The organism is Sulfurimonas sp. (genome assembly GCF_032250635.1).
Taxonomy (GTDB): domain Bacteria; phylum Campylobacterota; class Campylobacteria; order Campylobacterales; family Sulfurimonadaceae; genus Sulfurimonas.
Map to the genome: position 1 here is coordinate 1 of NZ_JAVVFL010000143.1, position 5,792 is coordinate 5,792.

Consider the following 5,792-nt stretch of genomic DNA (forward strand, 5'->3'; position numbering starts at 1 on the left):
TATCTATGTCTATAAAAAATAACTATTGGTTTAAGCTATTCTTTATAGGATGGTTCTTTTATATATAAATTATAGTTCAAGAAGTGTTCCGTAGAGGTGTCCGAAGATAAATATCTTCGGGCAGTAGGAGAGAGTGTCGAATAGTAAAGTTTAGTAAACTATCTTACACAGTCGAAGAAGTAGTCAGTTTTAGCGATATCTTTTGTCTCTTCATCGAGTTGGTCTAACACAGCATTCGTAATCCAAGTTAAAAGGTTTAAACCACCTTTGTAACCGCTGATAGAATATCTATGCAAGTGGTGACGGTCAAAAATCGGGAAACCGATTCTGATTAATGGAATACCAGTATCACGGTATAACTCTTTACCGTAAACATTTCCGATTAAGAAGTCAACAGGCTCAGTGAAGAGTAAACTTCTTAGATGCCATAAATCTTTACCAGCCCAGATTTGACAATCACTTGCCCAATCAGATTTGGAGATAATAGCTTTCATATCATCCTCCCAACCTTTTCTTGGAGCATTGTGACATAAAACGTGAGTTGGAATACCGCCCATCTCAACTATAAATGAAACAAGACCTAACAAGAAGTCAGGATCACCATAGATTGCAAACTTTTTACCGTGCATGTACGGATAAGAGTCTTGCATCGCATCTACAAGCTGTGCTCTTTGAGTCTTAAGTGACTCAGGAACCTCTTTGCCTGTAAGTTTTGAGAGCATCATTACAAATTCGTCAGTTCCGCTAAGACCGATTGGATTTGCAGTTTCATATCCCTGTTTGAACTTGTTTTTAATAGTCTTAGCAGTTTGCACTGTAGAGTATTTTTGCAGTGATATAGTTGACTCTGCGTTGATAGCAGTGCGTGCTACTGAAAGCGGAGTACCGCCAGCGTATAAGCTATAGCTTCCTGCACCCGTATTCCACTGAGCTTCATGGTCACCGATCATTACGATCTTGTCACTAAAAGAAGCTGCGATCTCTTTAACTTCCGCTAGAGAACCAAGGTATGGCTCAAAACCTGGAATTATGTTGATTCTTCCCTCTTCTATAACTTTCTCGCTTCTATCTGGATTTAACTGCTCCAGTATAGATTTCATCATATTGTCATAACCGGTAATGTGGCTACCAACAAATGATGGAGTATGTGCATGAGTGATCGGAATATTATCCAGCTCGCCTTCAGCTTCCTCTTTTGCACCTATTACAAACGCATTTAAGTCATCACCGATAACTTCTGCCATACATGTAGTACTAACAGCGATCATCTCAGGCTTATACATAGCGTTACAGTTTCTTAGACCCTCTTTCATATTTGCAAGACCGCCAAAAACCGCTGCACTCTCACTCATAGAGTCAGATACACATGGTGTCGGCTCTTTAAAGTGTCTTGTAAAGTAAGATCTAAAGTATGCAACACAACCATGACTTCCGTGAACATACGGCATAGTGTTCTCAAAACCAAGACCAACCATAATAGCTCCAAGAGGCTGACAAGCTTTAGCAGGGTTTACAGTAATTGCTTCACGAGCAAGATTTTTCTCTCTGTAATCCCATGATTTTGTCCACTCTGAAACCTCTTCAACTTTAGCAGGATTGATCGCGCCCATTGAGCCTTCAAACTCTTTCTTTGCTGCCAGAGAAGTTTGGTACTCCTCTTTTAAAAACAGCTTCTGTCCGTTAACTATATTTTCTACGTCTTGCATCTTAAGCTCCTTCTACTTCTTTTTCCCATGGTGCTTTAGTATGATTCCAAACAGGAGAGTTCATAGCTAAATCCATATCTTTTGCAAATATTGCAAAAGCATCATACCCGTGGTAAGGCCCTGAGTAATCCCAAGAGTGCATCTGTCTAAACGGAAGTCCCATTTTTTGGAATACATATTTCTCTTTTACACCAGATGCCACCAAATCAGGCTTTAGTTTTTGTACGAATTTTTCCAACTCATACTCATTAACATCATCATAGATCAGAGTACTTCTACCAAGATCCTCTTTTGTTCTTTTGTAGTCATCACCGTGTCCAAACTCATAACCTGTACCGATGATCTCCATACCAAGGTCTTCGTAAGCGCCGATAACGTGACGAGGACGCAGTCCGCCAACATAAAGCATAACTGTTTTACCCTCTAGTTTTGGTCTATATTTTGCAATAACTTCATCTGTCATTTTTGTATATTTTGCAATAACAGCTTCAGCATTTGCTTGAATAGTCTCATCGAAACACGCTGCAATTTTTCTTAAACTCTCTGTAGTTTTGCTTGGTCCAAAGAAGTTATACTCTATCCATGGAATACCAAACTCCTGCTCCATATGGCGAGAGATATAGTTCATTGAACGGTAACAGTGAAGCAGGTTCAGTTTTGCTTTTGGAGCGATCGCCATCTCTTTGTAAGTAGCATCGCCTGACCATTGTGCAATAACTCTAAGACCCATCTCTTCAAGTAAAATTCTAGAAGCCCATGCATCTCCACCGATATTGTAGTCACCGATAATAGCAACATCGTACTGGGTTGATTCAAAACTCTCTCTTGCAGCTGAATCAGGCATAACTTCATCACGAATAACGTCATTTGCGATGTGGTGACCTAAAGACTGGGAAACCCCTCTAAAACCTTCACAAGAAACTGCTACTGTCGGTTTGTTTGAATCTTTTTTATGCACTTTTGCAACTGCTTGAATATCATCACCAATTAGACCAATTGGACACTCTGACTGAATTGAGATACCGTTGTTTAGAGGAAATAAAACATCAATCTCTGCAAGAGCTTTTTTAAGTTTAATATCTCCACCAAATACAATGTCATTTTCAGAAAAATCAGTTGTAAAATTCATAGTAACAAATGTATCTACACCTGTTGTACCTATATAGTAGTTTCTTCTGCCTGCTCTACTATATTGACCACATCCTACCGGTCCGTGAGAAATATGAATCATATCTTTGATTGGTCCCCAAACAACGCCTTTACTACCTGCATAAGCACAACCACGTTGACTCATTACGCCAGGAACAGTCTGTTTGTTGCTTCTAGTTTTATCACAAGCACCTTTTACGCCCTCAGGTGAGTCAACGCCTAAGTGTTTTGCTCTGTTTTTTGCAGCTTTTGCAGGGTAAACAGCTAGTACCTCTTCTATAGCTTCTCTCTGTAAAGCTTCTAATGCTTCATTGCTGCTCATAGTTTATCCTTTATAGTTTATTTGCTTTTAAAGTAAAAGCAGCATTAAGCTACTTTTACTCTGTATAGATTCATATCATCTAGTTTTTTACATAGATCTTTTGTAGCATCGCCGTCAACAGATTTAGAAATTTCACTGATCTGGTACTTATTTGTGTAATAAATCATTTTTAAACCATCTTTAGCCACAACTTCTGTATTTGTATAATAATCTACAAATGCAGTATGTAAAAAAGTACCTGAGGGAACTTCTAGTGTCTCTAACTGAACACCCTCTCTTGTCTCACTTGTTAATGTAACTGTTTTACCAGATGCATCAATACCTTCGTTGATTTTTTCTATTACCTTCTCAAACGATACATTGTTTCCTTCACTCGCCGGGAAGTGATAACCACATACAAACATAATTTTCTCCTCTTGTTTTTTTGTTTTATTTTTTTTCTTTTTTCTTTGTCTCTGCCTCATAAGAGGCTAGCTTTAATGCCTTAGCGGCTAGCGCAGATAATATGGGCTTTGCTCATATTATCGTGACAAATCATTATGCCTCTTCCGCTCTTTTACCTAAGTTTTCTTCATCAACTTCATCTTCTAAACCGAATTCCATCAATAGGTTCTCAAGATCATCCATCTCTAATGGAGCCGGGATAACTTTTAAATCATTTGCTATAATTTTTCTAGCTAACTCTTTGTACTCCATTGATTGATCAGAACTAGGACTAAACTCTACAACAGTCATACGGCGTAACTCAGCTCTTTGAACGTGGTTAGAACGAGGCACGAAGTGAATCAGTTGAGTACCGATTTGCATTGCTAAGTGTTTAGATAAATCATACTCTTTATCTGTCATACGAGCATTACAGATAAGACCTGCAAGACGAACACCACCAGTGTTTGCATACTTTAAAATACCTTTAGAGATATTGTTCGCAGCATACATAGCCATCATCTCACCAGACATAACGATATATATCTCTTGAGCTTTACCTTCACGGATCGGCATAGCAAATCCACCACACACAACGTCACCTAGAACATCGTAAGATACGAAATCAAGCTCATCATCGTATGCACCCTCTTCTTCAAGAAAGTTAATCGCCGTAATAACACCGCGACCTGCACAACCAACTCCTGGCTCCGGTCCACCTGACTCTGTACACATAATATAACCTTCAGTTATTTTTGTGTCCTCTGGGTGAAATTCTCCAGCACCAGGTTTACATACATCTTCTAATTCCAAATCTTCAACAGTACCAGCTTCACTCGCTAATTGCATAATTGTAGATTGAGCTTTCTCATGTAAAATAAGTCTAGTTGAGTCCGCTTTTGGATCACAACCAACAATTAATATCTTTTGACCATAGTAATGACACATAGCCGCTAACGTATTTTGAGAAGTGGTTGATTTACCAATTCCACCTTTACCATAAAATGCAATTTGTCTTAACGCTGACATATTGACTCCTTCGTGTGAATAAATTTGTTTCACTAGCTACATTACATATAGTGTTCCCTAGAAATTATTTAGGATTAAAAAATTTACAATATCCATAAAAGCACCTGTTTTAGGGATTAAAATAGATAATTGGGACAATTTTTATCTTTTATTTGTATCGAAGGAGAGAGAGAAAAGATAGCTACAATTTTGAAATTTTCGTAGTTACAAAAATGTTTTTTAAAGAAAATTATATTTATGAAGAGAGCAAAACTAGCTATTAAATGAGTTGTGCTATAATACGTCAATACATCACTATGTAAAGGAGTAAAGATGCATAGATTGAATTTAACTATTGATGAAGCTCTTTATGAAAAAGCTAAAGCATTTAGTTTCTTAGAAAATAAATCTATATCACAGATGATTCGCGAGAGTTTAAGAGAGTATCTTGATAAAAGTAAAGAAAAAAAAGCGCAAGTAGAACTTCTTTTGGAAGCTACTGATGAAGAAGAGGTTCTGTCAATTTTAAAAAATGATACTTTTTCATCTCAAGATGAGTTTGCTAAAAAATTTAACTTATGAAAATTTCATATTCAAAAACATTTGAGAAAAAGTTTGCAACTTATCAAAAGAAGCTACAGGTCAAAATTTTTGAAGCTATAAATAATATCCCAGATGGGGATATTAAAAAAATGACTGGAAATAACATACCTCCAATCTATAGACTAAGAATCTCAAAATATAGAGTTTTATTTCATATAGATGAAGACGAAATAAAAATCTTAAAAGTTGACAGTCGCGGTGACATTTATAAGTAGTCTATATCGGCATCACTCTTATATTGTCAGCCAGTTGCTGTTTTAGCGTGCTCTCTATTGCGTAGAGTGTTCCGCCGCTTCCTGTTGAACATGTAGAACATGCACCGAGATATTTGATATAGATATCTATAAACTCGCCGTTGTCTTTTGAGTGAGTTGTCCGTCTGAGTCATAGAGAACTTCAAATTTGTTGGCATGTAAAAGTCGGCACATTTGGTTTTCTCCTTTTTTGATTTAGTTTATGTATGCGTTATGAAGCTTGGAGCTTCGTAACGAGTAAGTTTTAATTCTTAGTAAGCCTTTTATATTCGATCCATAAAAATACAATACCGAAAAGAATAAAAGCAATACCCAAGGGAATATTAT

Annotated in this window: 6 protein-coding genes and 1 pseudogene; 2 read left to right on the forward strand and 5 right to left on the reverse strand. The window is 37.1% G+C overall.

The genetic code is table 11. The annotated features are described in order from the left end of the window. Positions 1-158 precede the first annotated feature (158 nt). From nifK to nifH, 4 genes are all read right to left on the reverse strand, one after another. The gene (nifK, locus tag RQ763_RS08765; protein WP_314152432.1) at positions 159-1,706 is read right to left on the reverse strand and encodes a nitrogenase molybdenum-iron protein subunit beta; all 1,548 of its coding nucleotides are present in this window, start codon (positions 1,704-1,706) and stop codon (positions 159-161) included. A gap of 1 nt (position 1,707) precedes the next feature. Beyond that, entirely contained in the window at positions 1,708-3,177 is a 1,470-nt protein-coding gene (gene nifD / locus RQ763_RS08770) for a nitrogenase molybdenum-iron protein alpha chain (RefSeq protein WP_314152433.1), read from the reverse strand. Positions 3,178-3,221: 44 nt separating this feature from the next. Beyond that, entirely contained in the window at positions 3,222-3,581 is a 360-nt protein-coding gene (locus RQ763_RS08775) for a hypothetical protein (RefSeq protein ID WP_314152434.1), read from the reverse strand. 133 nt (positions 3,582-3,714) lie between these two features. Then, entirely contained in the window at positions 3,715-4,629 is a 915-nt protein-coding gene (nifH, locus tag RQ763_RS08780) for a nitrogenase iron protein (RefSeq protein WP_314152435.1), read from the reverse strand. 312 nt (positions 4,630-4,941) lie between these two features. On the opposite strand from nifH, the gene RQ763_RS08785 reads away from it, so the two are divergent. Together RQ763_RS08785 and RQ763_RS08790 are read left to right on the forward strand one after the other, a co-directional pair. Beyond that, positions 4,942-5,190: a DUF6364 family protein gene (locus RQ763_RS08785; RefSeq protein WP_314152436.1), complete on the forward strand. Its 249-nt coding sequence runs from the start codon at positions 4,942-4,944 to the stop codon at positions 5,188-5,190. Further along, the gene (locus tag RQ763_RS08790) at positions 5,187-5,426 is read left to right on the forward strand and encodes a type II toxin-antitoxin system RelE family toxin (RefSeq protein ID WP_314152437.1); all 240 of its coding nucleotides are present in this window, start codon (positions 5,187-5,189) and stop codon (positions 5,424-5,426) included. The genes RQ763_RS08785 and RQ763_RS08790 overlap by 4 nt, the downstream gene beginning before the upstream one ends. Before the next feature lies 1 nt (position 5,427). On the opposite strand, the pseudogene RQ763_RS08795 reads toward RQ763_RS08790, so the two are convergent. Beyond that, positions 5,428-5,574: pseudogene (locus RQ763_RS08795) on the reverse strand (NifU family protein); the annotation flags it as partial. Positions 5,575-5,792 lie beyond the last annotated feature (218 nt).